The sequence below is a fragment of the Enterobacter sp. FUJ80071 genome (assembly GCF_038739915.1).
Taxonomy (GTDB): Bacteria; Pseudomonadota; Gammaproteobacteria; order Enterobacterales; family Enterobacteriaceae; genus Enterobacter; species Enterobacter kobei.
The window spans coordinates 2229665-2246231 of the sequence record NZ_JBBXKH010000001.1 but is presented as its reverse complement, the minus strand read 5'-3'; the positions used below and the strand labels follow the sequence as shown (position 1 = coordinate 2246231).

At 47.1% G+C, this 16567-nt stretch carries 15 protein-coding genes and 2 pseudogenes; 6 read left to right on the top strand and 11 right to left on the bottom strand.

The window, feature by feature from the left end:
- Positions 1–27 precede the first annotated feature (27 nt).
- From AAER43_RS11055 to AAER43_RS11045, 3 genes and pseudogenes are all read right to left on the bottom strand, one after another.
- A pseudogene (locus AAER43_RS11055) lies at positions 28–114 on the bottom strand (carboxymuconolactone decarboxylase family protein); the annotation flags it as partial.
- Positions 115–150: 36 nt separating this feature from the next.
- The gene (locus tag AAER43_RS11050) at positions 151–633 is read right to left on the bottom strand and encodes an OsmC family protein (RefSeq protein WP_023330332.1); all 483 of its coding nucleotides are present in this window, start codon (positions 631–633) and stop codon (positions 151–153) included.
- A 45-nt stretch (positions 634–678) separates the two neighbouring features.
- Entirely contained in the window at positions 679–1455 is a 777-nt protein-coding gene (locus tag AAER43_RS11045) for an SDR family oxidoreductase (protein ID WP_014882906.1), read from the bottom strand.
- Positions 1456–1631: 176 nt separating this feature from the next.
- Here AAER43_RS11045 and AAER43_RS11040 point away from each other — a divergent pair, with 176 nt between their 5' ends.
- The 3 genes from AAER43_RS11040 (at position 1632) to AAER43_RS11030 (ending at position 3852) form a co-directional block, all read left to right on the top strand.
- A complete protein-coding gene (locus tag AAER43_RS11040) occupies positions 1632–2546 on the top strand; it encodes a LysR substrate-binding domain-containing protein (RefSeq protein ID WP_057057783.1) in 915 nt (304 codons plus the stop codon).
- A 236-nt stretch (positions 2547–2782) separates the two neighbouring features.
- Positions 2783–3127 (top strand): carboxymuconolactone decarboxylase family protein, encoded by a 345-nt coding sequence (locus tag AAER43_RS11035; RefSeq protein ID WP_007712977.1) that lies wholly within the window; start codon positions 2783–2785, stop codon positions 3125–3127.
- A gap of 41 nt (positions 3128–3168) precedes the next feature.
- On the top strand, positions 3169–3852 hold the full coding sequence (locus tag AAER43_RS11030; protein WP_080361051.1) for a cupin domain-containing protein: 684 nt from the start codon (positions 3169–3171) through the stop codon (positions 3850–3852).
- A gap of 30 nt (positions 3853–3882) precedes the next feature.
- Here the strand turns inward: AAER43_RS11030 and AAER43_RS11025 are convergent.
- A pseudogene (locus AAER43_RS11025) lies at positions 3883–4287 on the bottom strand (integrase); the annotation flags it as partial.
- 256 nt (positions 4288–4543) lie between these two features.
- On the opposite strand from AAER43_RS11025, the gene AAER43_RS11020 reads away from it, so the two are divergent.
- Entirely contained in the window at positions 4544–5041 is a 498-nt protein-coding gene (locus tag AAER43_RS11020) for a hypothetical protein (RefSeq protein WP_049010933.1), read from the top strand.
- Positions 5042–5505: 464 nt separating this feature from the next.
- Here the strand turns inward: AAER43_RS11020 and AAER43_RS11015 are convergent, their stop codons facing one another.
- The 6 genes from AAER43_RS11015 to AAER43_RS10990 all read right to left on the bottom strand — a co-directional run bounded on the left by AAER43_RS11015 (position 5506) and on the right by AAER43_RS10990 (position 12900).
- Positions 5506–6648 carry a hypothetical protein gene (locus AAER43_RS11015; protein ID WP_050862390.1) on the bottom strand — a complete coding sequence of 381 codons (1143 nt, stop codon included), beginning with the start codon at positions 6646–6648 and terminating at the stop codon, positions 5506–5508.
- Between the two features lie 612 nt (positions 6649–7260).
- Entirely contained in the window at positions 7261–8295 is a 1035-nt protein-coding gene (locus tag AAER43_RS11010; RefSeq protein WP_050862391.1) for a hypothetical protein, read from the bottom strand.
- Positions 8296–8305: 10 nt separating this feature from the next.
- Entirely contained in the window at positions 8306–9844 is a 1539-nt protein-coding gene (locus AAER43_RS11005) for a hypothetical protein (RefSeq protein ID WP_050862392.1), read from the bottom strand.
- Positions 9845–9881: 37 nt separating this feature from the next.
- Positions 9882–10385, bottom strand: a complete 504-nt coding sequence (locus AAER43_RS11000) for an SMI1/KNR4 family protein (protein ID WP_050862393.1) — start codon at positions 10383–10385, stop codon at positions 9882–9884.
- Positions 10386–11064: 679 nt separating this feature from the next.
- A complete protein-coding gene (locus AAER43_RS10995; protein ID WP_127353095.1) occupies positions 11065–12498 on the bottom strand; it encodes a hypothetical protein in 1434 nt (477 codons plus the stop codon).
- A 261-nt stretch (positions 12499–12759) separates the two neighbouring features.
- Positions 12760–12900, bottom strand: coding sequence for a hypothetical protein (locus tag AAER43_RS10990; protein WP_158008929.1), 141 nt, complete (start codon positions 12898–12900; stop codon positions 12760–12762).
- Between the two features lie 1617 nt (positions 12901–14517).
- Between AAER43_RS10990 and AAER43_RS10985 the strand changes: the two genes are divergently transcribed.
- The gene (locus AAER43_RS10985; RefSeq protein ID WP_127353096.1) at positions 14518–14721 is read left to right on the top strand and encodes a hypothetical protein; all 204 of its coding nucleotides are present in this window, start codon (positions 14518–14520) and stop codon (positions 14719–14721) included.
- Between the two features lie 53 nt (positions 14722–14774).
- Positions 14775–15296 carry a hypothetical protein gene (locus AAER43_RS10980; RefSeq protein WP_050862396.1) on the top strand — a complete coding sequence of 174 codons (522 nt, stop codon included), beginning with the start codon at positions 14775–14777 and terminating at the stop codon, positions 15294–15296.
- Positions 15297–15526: 230 nt separating this feature from the next.
- On the opposite strand, the gene leuE is transcribed toward AAER43_RS10980, so the two are convergent.
- Positions 15527–16171, bottom strand: a complete 645-nt coding sequence (leuE, locus tag AAER43_RS10975; RefSeq protein ID WP_032640470.1) for a leucine efflux protein LeuE — start codon at positions 16169–16171, stop codon at positions 15527–15529.
- Positions 16172–16567 lie beyond the last annotated feature (396 nt).

The window sequence follows — 16567 nt, the reverse complement described above, 5'->3', positions numbered from 1 at the left end:
AATTGCACAGGTAAAAAATGAGGATTATCAGATGGCAAGGGCGACGAGAAAACGAGACACCATGTTATAGGCGGCGACGGTTGCAACGGCTTCCACGGTCTCTTTTTCACCTAACCATTTCATCCTGTTGAGCAGAATAATCCAGCCGCGTCAGCACAGTATTAAGTCACCTTCGATCAGCATATTCTGGGCCAGTAACCACCGGTTCAGAGAGGCGTTAATCACCCGCTGATGAACCCCATCAAATTGATGCACCGTGCCGTCACCGCTTACATGGATGACATACTGAAGCGTGCCGGAAGCATCATCTGCACGCTTGTCCCCGGAGGCCGGTATACCCTTTGGAAGGTGCCCGTCAGTATGTATTTCAAGATGCGTAAGGGCGAGACCTTCATTTCTCGCTTCCTGAATAAAGGCGGCCATCATACAGGCATTAAACGCGGCGAGAATCAGTTCCTGAGGGTCGGGAGCCAGCCCTTCGCCACCCAGCGAAACCGGTTCATCGGAATCGATAACATGACTTTGCAGGGCAGGCAAAGCGTTGTCTTCGGAAAAGGACTGGCAGAGCGTCCGGCTGGCCATACCCCCCTGCCACGAGGTGACAAGGTCATAATGCGCGGTCTGGATTTGCATAATTACTCCAGTGCCGCACGCGGGTCAGCGCGTGCGGCATGGCCATCAGGCGTTACGGCCAGCCATTACGCCGCCATCGATATCCCAGATAGCGCCGGTGACCCAGCCAGTCTTGTCAGAAAGCAGGAAAGCAACGGTTTCCGCGATATCGACCGGGGTACCCACGCGGCCGATCGGGTGGAAGCTGTCAAAGCTGTTCATTACGTCCTTCACGTCGTCTTTTGGAATGAAGCCTTCGTAAATCGGCGTGTGAACAACGGCCGGAGACACCGCATTCACGCGGATCCCTTTTTCACCCAGCTCAATGGCCAGGTTTTTGGTCAGCGCGTGCAGACCCGCTTTCGCCATTGAGTAAGCTGAAGACGGCGTGGCGCCGATGGCCTGCTGTGCCCACATGGAGCCGATATTAACGATGGAGCCTTTAATGCCGGCCTCGATCATATTGCGCACCACGTCACGGGTAATAAAGAATGTCGCGCGGTTAATGCTCATATACATGTCATAGTCTGACGCTTCATGCTCGGTGAACGGTTTCGGGAAAAATACGCCAGCCGCATTGACCAGCAGGCTGATATCTTTGTGTTCGGCGTTAATGGTGTTCACCACGTGCTGCATACCTTCTTCTTTCATCAGGTCGGCAACGATGATAGAAACCTGACCATCAGCAGCCAGCGCCTGGCGGGCCTGCTCGGCTTTGTCCTGGCGATTGCCAACCAGCACAACGCTGCCACCGTTTTTCAGAACCAGCTTCGCCGTTTCGAAGCCCATACCGCTTGTACCACCGACCACTAACAGTTTTTTACCGGCAAAAGATGCGTTCATCGCTAACCTCTTTGAATTCATATGGTTGTCATTGATGAAAAGCCGCGCTCCTCATCGTGTGAAATCAGAATGCCACCCGGGCCCCTGATTGACGACTGAGAAGAAATTGCGACTCAGGAAAGAAAATCTTTCTCGCTGGCGTATACTGAGGAAAATTATGAATCAGGATGACCACAATGCGATCGCTAAACCGACTTAAATGGCTGCACGCTTTTGAAGCCACCGCCAGGCATGGCAGCTTTACCGGCGCGGCTCAGGAACTGGGCGTTACGCCCGCCGCAGTAGGTCAGCTGGTACGCTCGCTGGAAGACTGGGTCGGGCACCCGCTTCTTCACCGCACCCGCTCAGGAAAAGAGCGGCTGACGCTGGTTGACGAAGCGCAGGAGGCACTCCAGGACATCACGCAGGGGCTCGACAAACTGGAAACCGGATTAAACAAGCTTCGTGGTCGCCGGTCGCGCTCGGTGGTGGTGGTGACGGCGTCGCAGGTACTGATGATGAACTGGCTGATGGATCGTCTGAACCGGTTTTCGGAAACGCACGAAAATATCGATCTGCGGCTTAATGTTACGGAAAAGTTGATGGACGTGTCGCACGGCGAGGCGGATATCGGTATTCGCTGCGGACAGGGCGACTGGCCTGGCGTGAATAAAACCTGGCTGATGGATGAGGAAGCGGTGCTGGTCTGCAGTCCCCACCTGGTGCCGTCCGGGAAAATGGCCTGCAGTGAATGGCTCGCCACGCAAAAACTCATTCACGATGACACGCCGCATCCTGGTGCGGATTTTCCTTCATGGGATGATGTACTGAGAACGGTCGGTGCCCCCGAAGCGCTGGAAAGCGGGCTACATATTAATTCCACTTCAGCTGTGATTCTGGCGGCGCTGAGTAGCAGGGGCGTGGCTATCGTGCGATACGCGCTGGTGAAAAAGCTTATCGAAACCGGACAGCTGGTCCAGCTGCATCCTGACCATCGGTGGCCGCTCAAGTGGTCTTATTATGTGGTGACCCCGCAGCAAAAAGTCATGCGTGATGATGTGAAAGTTTTCCACGACTGGCTTCTTCAGGATGTCGTCTCGAATCGTTCATAAACTGCCCACTCAGGCATTACGCTGCTCCTGCAATCACGCCGGGCGCGTAATGCTTATTCCCTGCCAAACCACGACATAGAATTTCTTCGCTGCTCCGCAAGATTATCTGATTTGTTGAAGCTGTCTGGCTTTCTGATAATCGCCCTCAACGAAAGGTAATACACAGCGCGCCTGACGTGCGTATTTTCGACGTCATGAAATGACTTTTCTGAAACAAACAACAACCGGAGTTTTCAATGTTCTTGAACTGGAATGAATATCGCAGTGGCCTGCTTGCCACCATCGGCAAATTTGCCAAACTGCAGCCAGAGTTTATGAAAGGTTTTCAGCAGATGGACAAAGGGGCGTCAGAAAACAAGCACCTCGATCCCAAAACCCATGAACTGATTGCACTGGCGGTGGCCGTCACCACCCGCTGTGACGGATGCCTGGCTGTACACGTGGACGCTGCGGTCAAGCACGGTGCCACGCGTGAAGAGATCGCCGAAGCGCTGGCCGTTGCCATTAACCTGAATACCGGCGCAGCGCTGACGTATACCGCGCGAGCTCTGGATGTGTACGATAATCTGCCGAACAAATAGGCCTGTAGACGGCCCCCTGCGGGGCCGTCTGGTCACTCACTATGATGTTACTGAATTCTGATTTTTCACAGCGTGCGATCGTTACTCCGGACGATTATCAGTGGATACCTTCCCCCCAGCCCGGCGTTGAGCGCGTGATGCTTGACCGGATTGGTCGCGAGCAGGCCCGCGCAACCAGCCTTGTCTGGTATGCGCCCGGATCCGAATTTCCCGCACACAGCCATCCCGGTGGAGAAGAGATTCTGGTGCTCGACGGTATTTTTACCGAAAACGGGGTCGACTATCCTGCCGGCTGGTATCTGCGCAGCCCGGATGGTTCTTCTCACCAGCCCTCAAGTCGCGACGGCACAACCATTTTCGTCAAGCTGCGCCAGATGTCTGCCGATGAGCGCCAGCCGGTCAGGATAAATACGCAGGAGGCAGCTAACTGGCACGGTCAGCCGCAAAGACAAGTCTGCCCTTTATTCTCCGGTGCTTCAGAAACCGTTCAGCTTCAGAAGCTTGCTCCGGGCGAGCGGATCTTCTGTGCACCGCTTATTGGCGGAGCAGAGCTCATTCTTTTACAGGGGGAGCTCCGTGCGCCGGAAGGTCGCTATGAGTCAGGAAGCTGGCTGCGGTTTCCGCCGGGTGATATGCCAGCTCTGATAGCCACCGCCTCTGCCGCACTTTTTTATCTGAAAACGGGACATCTCAGCCCGACAACCCTGACCGGAGCGACATTATGAAGCAGAGCGCTGTTATCATCGGTGCGGGCATACCCACCCATGAAAAATTCGGCTGTATTGTCGGGTTGATATGTGCCGGTTAGTTCCGATCCGAGACCGAAATAAGAAGTCTTTACTGTGCAAATTGCCAAGCTTTATCAATGCAGCAACAGCTTCTCTTGTCCCTTTGGTTATCTCAAATTGCACAGGGCTACCGGTTTTCTGTTGCAGCACCGTAGCTCTGCTTGAAACCGAGCTACCATATGCAACATCAGATACTTTGAGGCTCACCAGATCGCAGCCTCGTAGCTTACTGTCTAAGGCCATATTGAACAGAGCTAAATCACGCGTTTTACCTTCCAGTTCAAGCCGGATTCGAATCCCCCAGATATGAGATATCTGAAGTGGTCTTTTTTGGCCTATGATACGGTCTTTATTCCACGGTGACGTGTTCATACTCAAATCTCCTGCAATGTGGGAGATTTGAGTATGGTTGTCCTTTATGAGCGAAGAGCGTACATTGGCCTTGGAGGATATCTGAACTATTCTCCGGAAATTATCTAATAAGCGAATGGTATGGATTACAGGCATGCTTGCAATTCCCGACAAACTATAAACAGCATGAAGTCGCGATTTTTTCTACTATTGGATAAAGTTTTCAACTTTTTGGTCGTTAATTATTTTTTAGATAGATTTTTTCAGGAGAAGAGCAATGGCATTTACCGTCGGTGAAAACTATGCGTTCAGGGACATACAGAAGCGTTATAAATTCCTGAAACCGGGCGAAAAGGGACTGTCGCAGGGCGGTTTTTTAAATCCCTCGCGTGGCAATTCCTCCACATTAATTCGCGCCATCTTTGCACGCAGAGAGGTCAATGGACCTCTGGATAATCTATTGTTCGTTTCTGGCGATAATGAGTACCGAAACTACTTCACCCGTCTTGAGAAAGTGCAAAAGGAATGTAGCCCATTCCTCTATTTTAAAGAAAAGAATGGCGAGTGGTCTTATATGGGGCACAGTAAGGTGGATCGTTTACTGGAGCCCGACTCAAAAGAATTAACCCTCTTGCTTGATGAAATGGGTTGCACGCTGGAAACGGTTGATGAGGTGGATGGCAAACCATTGTGGCAGCTTACAGCATTTGGAGTGCAAGGTTTTATCAGACCGCGTAGACTGGAATTTATAGTGGTCTTAGAGCAGGATGCGTAGCTAACTGTCTTTGTCATCAAATATGTCTGTGGGGCGTTCAGTAACGTCATTTTCAGTATGCTATATCAAGAAGAAACATCACCGTTGTTCGTCGTTTGACGCGACATCACTATAACGAGATGTTCCGCAGACCAACGATGAATTGCTGAGGCCGGTACAGAAACACCTATCGCCAGTTAGATCGAAATAACATCTCGAAAAAAGTGATGCGTTATTATCTGGCTCTATACTAATTCGCCCCTATCGGCCTGACTTAGCCTTGCTCCGAGATTTCCTTCGTCATTTATAGAGGGTGATTTCAGAACAACGCGTCTTTATAGGGATGCCCTCACGTTTCTGAAGAAGAAATGCCAACGATCACAACGTATTAATTAAAAGTGAGCAGGTCAGCATCATATAACATATGTTGAGCCCTTATAGTAAAATAGTAAAAGCCCCTTGCGAAGGGGCCTGATTAAGAAAAATTATAGAGAGCTTTTTTTAGCCCCATCGATCTCAGCCTGGCAAACATCATCATTTGTAAATGTATACTGAAGGTAAACATACCCCTGCGCAGAACTGTTCGCTCTTGCTTCAATAGAAATAGCACCAATGTTATTTTTCAGCGGCGTTTCCTGCGTTCCCTTCCAGGTAGCTGAAAGGAATCGTTCCTTTTTGTTAAGCCCCATCATCCAGTCCTGAGGTTCTTTCCAGATAGAACCTGACAGTAAAAGGTCTGTGGTTTCAGCCTTTCCATAAAGCGAGCTTAACGAGCTACTCAACTCTTCAAAGCGAGATTTCAAGGCAAGCCCATAACTATCAGTATCAATGTTTTTACCGACAGCTCTGATTTGGCATAAGCCTGCTTTAGGCGAGATCAACAAACCATACATTTCAAAATCAGCGTTGGGCTTCGGTAACTTATCGGAAGTATAGAGATTTACGCTGTCAGGAAGTGGTTTTAGCTTTGCCCCGATCATATCTTCGATATTCTTTTGAGTCAGGCCAGCCTCGAGTCCGAACGGACCATCAGCTGGTGGCAGCAGAGGGGGCTGTTCATGTCTTGTTTCAGCGGTTGTGTCCTTCTTACTGCTGGCGGTTGCAACATTATCCTGAACCGGTGCAAGCTTAACTTCAGCAAGCCCATATTTAGCCGTGAGATATTTTTGCTGCAACATCGCCATGCTTTGCTCTTCAGTAGCAACCGTTGACAGTTTTAAGACCTGTATTAAACCACCACTGTACTGGCTGGCATCTGTTTTTGCTTCGTTTATTTTTACTGCCAGGTCCTCCATCTCAGCTTTAATAGAAGCAGCAAGTTCAGGGTCTGGCTTGACACCTGAAACAACGACGTCAATTTTGGCTCCTGACTCAATTGCATTTATACGCTGTTCTAAAAGAGCCTTATTCGTTCCTAAAACTTCCAATCTTGCGGTGATTAAATTCTTGATCAGTCCACCTGAAAATTGTTGATCAATATGTTTCGCTGCAGAGATTTCTCCCTCCGTTTGGGACAGCTCAGCCTTAAGTGCCGCCACTTCCTGCTTTTGCTCTGGAGTTAACTCTTTAGGCCCACACCCGGTTAACATCGTTATGCTTACTAATGTTGCAATCAACGTTTTTTTCATATCCCTGTCCCAGTGGAAAATATTCAGATTAATCCTATCAGGAAGTGAACTGCAACAGAATATTTGAATCGTCACAGGTATGAGAGACGACTCCGGAGTCGTTAAGTTGGCTTTAAGAAAGATGCCTATGAGTGCTCAGTATTAACCCTATGCGTTTAAAATCGAAGTAGTCATACCGGTTGTTGAACGCTGTCATTCCGTATCCAGCATTGCAACACGATCCCATATCCCCCTTACGCCGAATAAAGAAATACGGGCCAGACTCCTTAACTAACATAGGCAATCAGAAGCTCAGGCTGGGTTCCGCCAACTTCAGAAGGAGCTAACAAAGCAGATAATGATCCAATAAGCATCCGTTCGCCATAAATGTGTTGCTCCCGGCGGCGGATTGTGGCGTATGGCATAGTCAAAGGCGTTTCGGAACGTGGCTTTAAGCCAGCGAAATCACGGCTGCATCGCAGCTGACAGAACCTTGTACAAGTTATATGCACCGAGCGTCTCTGGGAAATCAGTCCGGAGGACATCGAAAATGCTTCGTCGTGAGGACAGGAATTGTTTTCTGTGTGGGGTCAGTCCAAACCGCATCCATTATGCAGATGCGGTTTAACACAATCAGAAGATCATAAAGTGCTGCGCAATTTGCCAACCGACAGAAAGCCCAACAATGCAACCCATCACCGTCAGTGCAAAGCGATGACGAAATCGGGATTTGAGAAAATTCACCTGTAACTCAGCAATAGCATGATCAATGCCTGTTTGCCTATCAGCTTGTTGCGCCACAACAACGGATATTTCATGCTGGAGCGCATCACACTGGTTTACGGTTGATTTAACCGAATTAACTAAATCCATCCGGTTTCGCTCAAGCTCGCCGAGCAGTTGCTGATGAGACAACTGCTGTTCCTGCAACAAGGACTGCTGCATCTTCTCAACGAAACTCTTTTGAACAGCCTGATTGTCCACCATTGTCTGTTCAAGCATGCTATGCCGTCCTACCTGGTCATCAAGGCCACTTTGCAATTTTTGCGCAAGATCAGAAGAAAAGTTAGCAATACGCTGTTCAAGTTCTGCCAGCAAGGTGGCGTTTGCCTCGCCAATTTTGTTTTCCGCCTCTGTCACCCTTTTTACGCAGCCAATTAGCTGCTTAGCCTGATCTTGCGTTACCCCTTTTGCATCCATTAATCCCTGGTTGGCCTTATTAATCTCTTTTTGCTGTTCTTCCAGTAGCACCTGTTGTTTCAGGATTTGTTCATTTTGTTCAGCAAGGGAGCGTGTTTGGCCTTCCAGAATGTTTTGCTGATTCAATAAAATCTGTTGTTGCTCGTTCAGTAGCTTGGATAGCGCCGTATTGACAATCAATAACTGAGAAGATTTTTGCGTCAGGCGACCAATGGCTTTATTGAGATCAATCTGCGCATCCTGTAACAAATCGTCGCGATCATTCCACCAGTTAGTTATAAAGTTTCCGTCCCTCTGTTCCCTGCGCAGGCGGTCAAGATCCTTCGCGCTCTTCTGAACCGTTTGCTGCTCCTCCGTCATACTGCTAATCAATTCTTTAATGTTGCTGTCGCGAAAGACACGTTCCGGCAAATCTGCGGACGAAAACGCCTGGATAACCTGAAGTTCCTGCTTTTTTAATAAACTCATCTTACTGTTCTCAAATATTTTTTAGAAAGTCATCAATTTCGGCCTGGCTTTCATTAATAAACACAATTGCAGCAGTACTCCGCGCCACTTGCACAGCTGTCTCGGCAGTAGTTCTCTCAAGACATGCCAGTGTTGCTTTAGTCGAAATCGTTGCAGTAGCCAGGTTTTCCCCAATAGCTTGATACTGGGTTATAGCAGTCGCGTAATTTTCAATATTACCCAGCGAACGTTCTGAAAGTGTCACCAGCTCACTGGCAAACGCTTCACGACGTATACCGTCTGCGAGCATCTCATCCATGAATTTTTCGCTTAACGTAAAACGGGAGCGATCAAAAAACGTATCAATCTGATACGAGAGAAAGGCAGAAAGCAATCCGGTGGCAATGCCTATGAGAACTGGGGTTAACATATCTGCAAAAGGTTTCAGAAACGGTACAGTCGCCATAAACGTCGCGATGCTTTCGTTCAACAACATACCGACCGAAGTCACGATGACAGCAGTGAGCATTTTCAGTCCTTCCTGTAACGCTTGCTGTGCCGTCATATGTGCCGGTGGGAAGAAAATCATTTTAAATGCCCGGAAAAGTCCCAACAGCCCTTCCCGAATCATGGTCACGAAACGCTTTGCGGTAGAGAGAAAATTATTAAGCAAGAAGGTGAGTAAATTACTCATGAATCCACTCACTCCACCCTGGAACATTTGTCCCAGCGCATCGGGAATTTTTTTGGTCACGGAAGCAACTACGCGCATTAAGCGCTGTCGGACCTCCTCAAACAATGTTTTTCCCACTTCAACACCATGTTGAATAAGCACTTTGAACTCGTTAAACAAGCCATTTACCAGTTCAGTGAGCAATAGCCCAAGAGCTTGTCTGAGCCCCATCTGCAACGCTTGTTGGCCGCCTGTCTGCAATAACTCTGCGCTTTGTTTTTTCATTAGCGCCGAGTTAAGCGTTGTCGAAATATGGTTCTTAGATTGTTTCTTCGCTGCTGCTACTCGTTCTGGGTCCAGCTCAAATCTTTCACCATTTTTTTCTGCAAAAGTATCGAGTTCAGCAGCGCCTTTTGAACGGTTAATCGACTTATGTGTGGTTACCAGATTTTCGTCGGAATTGGCCATTTTGACGACTTTTTCAACGCCTTTCCCGGTTTCAAGAGCAAGATGCACTTTCTTATTTTTGGACAATGTATTTAGTGAAGTGACATGGTCGAGATCCATATCCGCCGCGTTGGTCGTTTTTCCCGTATAACCATCAATACCACCGGCCCGGAGTTTCACGCTTTTTTTTGTAAAATCTTTACTTTCATATTCTTTGCGCTGGTAATCCTCACGCGATTTCGCATGACTGGACATGTCTTTATCAGCGATGAAATCCGACTCTTCACGCTCGAAATTATGCATCGTCGTTACATTGCCGCCATTGCGATCCTCAAACATGGCCGTTGAAAGCCCAAAAGGCCCAATAATTTGTGACAACACTTGCTGCTGGCAATCGTGGAAGAGTTTTTGCAGGCGCTGTTGTTTTAAGTCTTCATATGTTAAATCCATTTACCCTCCTGGCTAATCGAATCAATTGCAAAAAAGCCTAGATTTGCTCTACATACTGTCTGAGCCAATCACTGAAACTGTCCGCTTGTTTTCTACGCTCCCCATCATCATGCCAGAGCGTGATAATCTGCCCGCGAATCCCAGCGTCAGTCGGGGCAAGGTCAAGACAAAGATGATCGCCCGCTCCATTGTAAGTAAACGGGATCCAGGAGGGATTCCACCATTCCGAACGAATACCACTTTGCGGACACGACTCAGCTCCATCAAAATCGCCACCATCAAGTAAATCTTTCCAGACACGCCACTCCTGCAAAATGCGTGAAGTGGATAAGAATTCGCAATCATCAAATAATCCATGGCTCATACCACGCTGACCATTGTGAATTTTCATGAAGGCTACAAAATCGGCTGGCAAGATTACACTCAGGGCCTGCTCTAACGCGACGATTTCTTCATCTGTGGCCGGAGGTGCAAGATCTATTAATACCTCAGGGTCGCGGTCTTGCAGAATGACTTCCAGTTTTTCCCATAGTTGCTTCATTGTTTCTGTTCCTTTCAATCCATATGATTATTAACGGCAGTTTTCGCTGAGAATTGAGTAATATTTTATACGTATGACGGTCAGCTAATGAGTTAATCACAACCCGCTGTCAAACTGTGTCAGCCGTTCTCAGTTTTTTGCGGCAAGGCTCATTTGGCCCGCCAGAATCAAGAATGAGATATACCTCATGTGATTGCACGAAGGTCGCCGACGCGGTCGCTCCCAAATGCGCCGATAACCGAGGCGTCTGTGTTCAATTACCAGCTCTTGAATGCGTAGAGTCAGTCCGGTAGGGACAAACTCGTAACCCTGCTGCAGCGACGTCGCGAAAGATCGGCCGCATCACACTTCATCATCTCGGCTTCTTGCTTCTGGCCTGTCAACGTAGTTTCGCCCAAGTACTAACTGAAGCGCTCACTTATCCAGCATGGCTTTGGCAAGCATCTTTATGAGTCGGGCGTTTCCGCTTCTGTCGACTTAAGCCACTTCATCTCAATGGCCTCCGTGCCCCAGATTTCTTGTAGCCGATATAGAGCGGGAAGTATAAAAGTGTATGCTTGCGGAAGCGTTCACGGCTTCGGCTTCGGCTTCGGCTTCGTGGAGCATACTGATGCTCTTTTAGCAGGAAAGAAGCTTAGTCATAGGAATTGATACCCATCCTCGTTTATATCTGAATATATTAATCTACTTTATTAACTTCTCTGATTAACATTCCGCTTGAGGTCAAAGCATCAGATCCTTTAATTCCATTTCGGTGCGATTTCGGTAAAGCCGATTTAATGATAACTTTCTCAAATAAAGAATTGAATTCATTAAGTATTTCATCAAGTTTCAGATACTGACGACAACGTAAAATAAAGGAGGTGGATTCATCAACTTCATTAAGTTCTGAAATAAAGTTCAAAAATTTCTCCACTATAGCCTTACCTTTATATTTAAATTCGTAGGATGAAATTTTCTTACCGATATTTTTTATGATGAACTCTACCGACCACTGTGCTCCCCTCTTATATTTATCAATAATTTCAGTAGCGATAAAATATAATCCAAGCCGTGTTCTAAGCTCCTCTTCAAGATCGAAATATTGAGATGGCAGAGCCACCATTAAGTTTTTTATCTGCGGCACAGTCTTCCATTCCCAGTCATCTTCTGTTCTCATCTCTGTCCCGAGCACATGGAATTGATCTAAACTTTCAACGATTTTCAGCAGCTTGCAAACGGCTTCATCAAGAATGATGTTTTTCCCTTCTTCGGTATACTCACCCGGGGGATCATAGGCAAGCACCTTCAAAGGACGGCCAGCATCAATGGACGTGTGCGTACATACATTGGTTTGCACCTGTTTTAAAGTCAAAGCAGGTGAAGCCCATGCCAGATGTGTTATAGCACCAAGCTGCAGTAAACCTTCCTGAATCCTTTTATTACGCCCGGCATCCGTGCCACCTTTACTTTCAAATATATGCCATTCTCCGGTATCAGACTCAATAAGATAGTCGGGTGATTTTTTAGTAGTGAAAGGATTTGCTAATATCGAGGGATGCAACCCTTTAGTATAAATACTGGTATGCAACATAACATTGATTTTTTCACCCGCAGCAGCAAGCCAATGGTATGCAGCAATGAAACTACCTATACCACCTGCTATAAATGAGATTGCAACTTTTTCTGAAGGTTCTATTTTTGAATAAAACTCCTGCGTGAAATAAGCATCGTTTTTACCTACTTTGATACATGAAGCCACCATTAGTAATCTTTTAAGTAAGTAAGACGCCAGTTCAAGTGACTCGTTATGATTTAGAAGAAGATGAGATGACCACATTCCTGTACGACCATACCCACACTCAAGCGCGGCATGTACAATTTGTGGTAGGGGTAGTGCCGGGTAACGCGCTGAAAGATTTTTTTTTGCTCCACTTCCGAATGGGATTCTTGTCGTCTTCGTAAAAGAATTTTTTAAAAAACTAGCTGGTTTGCTTTTATCATAAATCTTTTTAGTTGGATCTTTTTTGTTAATAATCTGCTTAGGCCTTGGTTTTGCCCCGCGTATTTTAGGTACGTAATATTCAAATATATTACCTTTAATCAGTTTAGAAGGAGTTTTAGGCTTTGCCACAATCATATCCTTGTGAGAAGAGAAATCTCAAACCAGAGTTAATTAAAAATCCCAAGCAGATAAACTTCACCACGCTGCTCGAAACAATGACTACAGAGTAAACTTATTCTTATTCTAATCCACATATTATTTCAACTTTTGTGACTACTGAAATTAGTAGGTGCTTATTACGTTCTCATTGCAGGGCGGATTTTTTATGCGATGCGTTTTGCAGTGAGATTTTGGGGGGTGTCATACTCCACAGGGGAAACGTGAGAAGTACTATTTTTTCAGCATCACTACATTCTGCGCTATTATCATGCCCTTTTGCTGCATGCGCTGTTGCATCTGATCGGCAATAAACGCCATCGTACTGATGATCCCTTCAATCGACATTTGGCAGAACTCACTTACGCTCATCATCACCAACCTTTCTACTTAAAAGCCCAACGCCTAACTGATAATGGACCTTCAACCCATTCGAAATACCAGAGCTTCAGATGTTGATAAACTGACTATATAACGCCATAACGATTCTGTATGGTACGAGATACAGAGAGGATGGAAAAATTCAGCAAAGTGCTAAATAAACGTCGGTTTCTGGTACCAAGCGGACGACAGTTCTCAAGCGCAAACATCAATGACATATCCCCTGCACAAGCTTTGCCCTTCCCTTGCCAACAATCAAACAGCTTGTACCGCAGATTTTGTCGGTAGACATGCGCATCGCCCAGCCCTGATATATTGAGCCTAACGGGACGCCCAAGTTTCAGCATCTAAGTTCAGCGATCCTTCACACCGTTTACGATTTGATATGAAATGTCCGACGGAGAGGCTGGAAGCATTTCGGGCACAAATCAACGCTGCCGCAGAGACGAGCGAAGCTGTTTCAGCCGAGTCGGGAAGCGACAAAAAACTAGCTCCCGGGCTACCGACAGCGTCATAAAGGGTCTTTGCATCAGGATATGTGGCGAGGCACTGCTGGCGAACTGCGGCTACCTCGCCGTTTACCCGAACCAGGGCTGATGGAAAACACCACATTCTTTTAAACATATGATTCTGAAGCGTGATACGCCGTGTCGCTCAGCGGAGACCGATTAAATGTCTTCACTCAAATCGCTGTTCGCCTTTACGATCTTCCTGCTGTTCCCGATCCCGTTGACGCTCAATCATAAGCATTAAGCGCTCATGGATGTCTCTTGCAGCGTCTGAAATGTCAGCCCGCGGGTGGTGGATGAGTTCACCGAAAGCGTCAGCTCGTGCCTGCCATATGTTTGCAAGGCTGCCACTCCAGCTTGTGGGGCTCGTTAAGTCAGCAAAGGATTCAAGGGCCACGGAAGGGTCAGGTGCAGTCTCAAGGAACATGACTGCATTTTTGTGTAAGACCGTCCAGCCTGAGTCATAGACACTTACCCAGAGTTCTACCCCCTGCGGTACAGATACCCACAGGCCCGAATCGTCACTACAATAGCGCCCCATGGAAAGCGGCAAACGTCTCACCATATTGGTTGACACGACGTCGTTAATGACTCTCGCCATGCTAAAAATGCACATGAAGAATCCCACCGTAGCAACCAGGGCTGCCGCTAACATAAGCCAGTACAGTATGCCTGTTTTCGTGACAGACTGGTGAAGACCCCAGCCATGACCAGGCACGGTACCAGTCCAAACGATAACGCCCCTGAACTCCCCTCTACCACTGTGCCAAAATCTTTCGTACAGGGACTCGACATTGACGTGTTCACCTTCTTGTTGCCCTAAATCTGGCTAAGCCAGCCTGTCATACATCCATTTGATATAAGCCGCTGTGAGCGAGAACCTGACGGCTTTCTTCTGATTAGTGAAGCGTCACATTTAGCTCAAACAACCGCTCATGCAAGTCGTTTTTCGCCGATATAACATAGATGTGTATGTATGCAGGGTGAAAACAGGGCCTTTGCTTTCACCTGGCTACCCATTTACAGCTTTGCGGACTATCACAAGATAAATCGAAGCTGTCGATGCAGCGGGATCAAAACAATCCTGATAAGGAGTGATTAAGTGGCAGTTGTACAAATTGCGTGGGACTGGCTGCACTGGAACTGCCGTCAGAGCTGGAAAAATGTCCTTCCAGTATTCCAAAGCTGTGACGTAAGTCAGGAAGACCTGAAACGGCGGTTTTATGCACTCAGGCTTAATGGTCTGTTCGCTATTAAGTACCCATGCGGCATTTCTCCCTCGTTTTACTTCAGCGAAGGAAATTAAATATATTTTTTTACTGTGATAAAGACATGGTTTTTATTAAATAGGGAATAATGATGATTAGAATTTTAGGGCTTATATTTGTGTTACTTACGGCGGGCTGTTCAACGCCCGGGAAGCCGGCTTTTTATTATACCTGGACACAGTACAAAACCGGTGTTGAAGTGATGCTGGTCAATGAACCGCAGTACAAAGATGGTTTTGATGGAATTCTTCGCCTTGACGATAAAGGCGAATATGCAGTAATGGCTATATACTACGGTGGGGATATGTCGAGCCACTTCGGATATGTTACGAAGGACAGCCTCGAAAGCTGGATAACCATGTACACTGGCTTTTTAAAATGGGATCCGCAAAATCCTGCGCAGCCGACAAAATTCACTATTCCGGATAATCTCTCGTGGACCCATAAAGACTACGATGTTGAGTATCGATTTGTGAACGGTAAAAAGCTATTTGTTATCAATAAGCACAGTACTGGAAACTGGTTTGTTGACTTCTCAGAACTCTCCATGGATGAAGCCAATGTCGCAAAGCTGACTGATGTCTATATCGATCTGAGGCAGAAGCTGAAATAGAAGGTCAACAGCTCCTCAGCCAGGCCTCATTTGGAGCTTTTCCGTGACTGGCAGAGGTAATCTAATCGTCTGCATTGTACCTTTCCGGTGAATGCAATGCAGACTTTGCAATACGCACTTTTGGCACGAAACGGACTTTTGCAGGCCGATGTCCGCTATGAGCGAGGAGCGGATGTTCTGGTCTGCGAAAGACCGTAAAAAAACCGCCTCACGGCGGTTTAGCTGTCCAGTCAGGAAGTTGCGCTTGCGAGTCGTGCTGCAAATCCAATGAAGAACATACCTACCAGCGCGTTTCCAATGGCAGATAACCTACTGTTGCCTTTCAGACGGCTGAGCAGATAAGAGCCGCAGAAAACCAGAAAGCCGAAATAAACGAGAGTAATTGCGAACATCACTGCCGCAAGAATGATAAACGCCATCCAGGAGTGTTCAGCCTGAACATTGATAAACTGGGCAAAGAAAGAGATATAGAACAGCAGCGTCTTTGGATTCAGTAGAGTAACCAGCATTCCGCGTCCGATGATCCCTCCAGCATCAGATGAAGATTTCTTTTCCTCACTTGTTTCTACAGCTGGCTTAAAGATAGCGCGTATCGTCTGGACACCGAGATAAAAAAGATATGCAGCGCCTGCGTATTTGATGGCGTTAAATAAGGCAGGGGTTGAGCTTATGACCGCGGCCAGCCCACACCATGCCAACAGAACCAGAATAACGTCGCTCAGGAGGATGGAGAATATTGCAGCGAAGCCCCGCTTGATGCCGCTGGTTATGCTCGTTTTAATCACGAACATCGTTTCAGGGCCAGGAGCAAGGACTATCAGTGTCGCACCAAGCAGATACGTCCAGAAATTCACGATACCAAAATCAGCAAACATTTTTACTCCAGCTCTCCCGTTTTCAACGAGCCTATTCTAACGTAACCAGCGTTAATGAAAACACATCACGGCAGCTTTCTATTCAGCCAATGTCTGCTGATGGCACTAAGCAGCCTACTGCAGCATTAGCAGGCTGCTCAGACTAATTCATCAAAGCCTGCTTATTTTACCGCATTAGCAGCCGCGTCCTGAAGCATTAACTGTGCATCCTCCATGGGTTTCCGCCATTTCCTCTCTTCACGAGATAAACCCGAATTCAGATTGATACTGATCAAAAAAAACAGCTTTAAGCTAATGAAAAAAATAATAATTCTTGAATGCTGACAAAACAATGGGATAGTAGCATTGATTATTAGACGATCGGTCAATAATATTCATAAACGACTTAATAACTGA